The following is a 1,462-nucleotide window of genomic DNA, read 5'->3' as shown; positions in this document are numbered from 1 at the left end:
TGTCAAGTCCTTGTTTTTGTGTAAATTCACCGGCAAGTGCTTTCAACCTAGACCCTTTCATTTTTTTAGCGAAACTTCCATAGATTTTTAACTTCATATCCGGTAAGGGATGTCAAATGGTTTTCAATTTGACATCCCTTACCGGATATGTAACCATCCATGATGGAAGTTTAGCTAAAAATGCACCCTTACAAGGTTCTCCCCATTAGTGACTTTCTCTTTGCGTAAACCGTGTCCTGATATTGCATCAGAACGGCACCCACTAAACGAAAAGCAGATTGTGTGTTGGGAAAAATACGAATGACTCTTTCCCTTCTTCGGATCTCCTGATTCAACCGTTCTAAAGAATTGGTACTGCGGATGTGGCATCTGATATTTTCTGGAAAGTCCATGTACTGGATGGTATCTTCAAACCCCTCATCCAAAATAGCAAGCGCCTTTTCAAACTTTGGCTCTGCCACAAACCTGCTCATTAGCTCATCTTTAAACTTGCGGATATCCTCATAGGTTACTGCCTCAAATACACGTTTGATCATTGTCTTGATTTCAGCCGAGTCCTTTTTAGGCAGTTTATCAAAAATATTTCGTTTGAAATGGACGTTACATCTTTGCCAAACCGTTCCGATAAACTCACGCTGTATTGCTTTCTGGAGGCCTTGATGAGCATCAGAGATGACTAGCTTGGGAGATTGAAGGCCACGTGATTTTAACTGTTGGAAAAATCGACTCCAACTCTCGTGGCTTTCCGCATGATCAACACACAAGCCAAGTATTTCGCGTGAGTTTTTCTCAGTAATAGCAGTCGCAATATAAACAGCCTTGGAAACCACGCTTTGGTGCTCACGCACCTTTATATACATGGCATCCACAAAAACGAAAGGGTAGTATGTCGTATTCAAGGGTCTCTTAGCCCAGTCGTTCACAATGGGATCAAGCTTTTGTGTAAGTGATGATACAAACGACTTGGATACATTCTTGCCGCAAAGTTGTTCGACAATGTTGGTTACTTTCCGGGTTGAAACACCATTGATGACCATTTCCAGCACGGAAAGGACCAACGCCTGATCACACCGGGCATATTTTTCAAAAACAGTAGTTGAGAATTCCCCGTTGCGTGTCCGAGGAACCCTAAGCGTTAAGGTACCAATGCTCATAATAAGTTCACGCTCATAATAACCGTTGCGATAGTCACGGCGTTCAACAGCTCGTTCATAAGGGGCGGCCTTTAAATAGTCGTCCCTCTCTTTTACCATAAATTCGTTTAATACTAAGACAACCGCTGATTTTATAACCATATCAAGATTGGAATTCACAATGGCATCTTTTAAAACATCCATATTCAGGTTAAACTGTACTTGAGTCATTTTTATTCCTCTTTTCATTGTTTATCGTGGTTGAAAACAGTGTTGCCAAGAGTGAATAAAATGACTCATCTTTTTTACACAATTATACGGACTTAATC

General features: G+C 41.0%; 1 protein-coding gene. It reads right to left on the bottom strand.

Annotation, left to right across the window (positions count from 1 at the left end):
- Window positions 1-188 precede the first annotated feature (188 nt).
- Entirely contained in the window at window positions 189-1,364 is a 1,176-nt protein-coding gene (locus tag BGM26_RS07250; RefSeq protein WP_217039087.1) for an IS256 family transposase, read from the bottom strand.
- Window positions 1,365-1,462 lie beyond the last annotated feature (98 nt).

It is taken from the genome of Bacillus sp. FJAT-29790, from assembly GCF_019039215.1.
GTDB lineage: Bacteria > Bacillota > Bacilli > Bacillales > Cytobacillaceae > Cytobacillus.
Note: the sequence above shows the minus strand (reverse complement) of the source record. Positions and strands in the feature narration are given on the sequence as shown.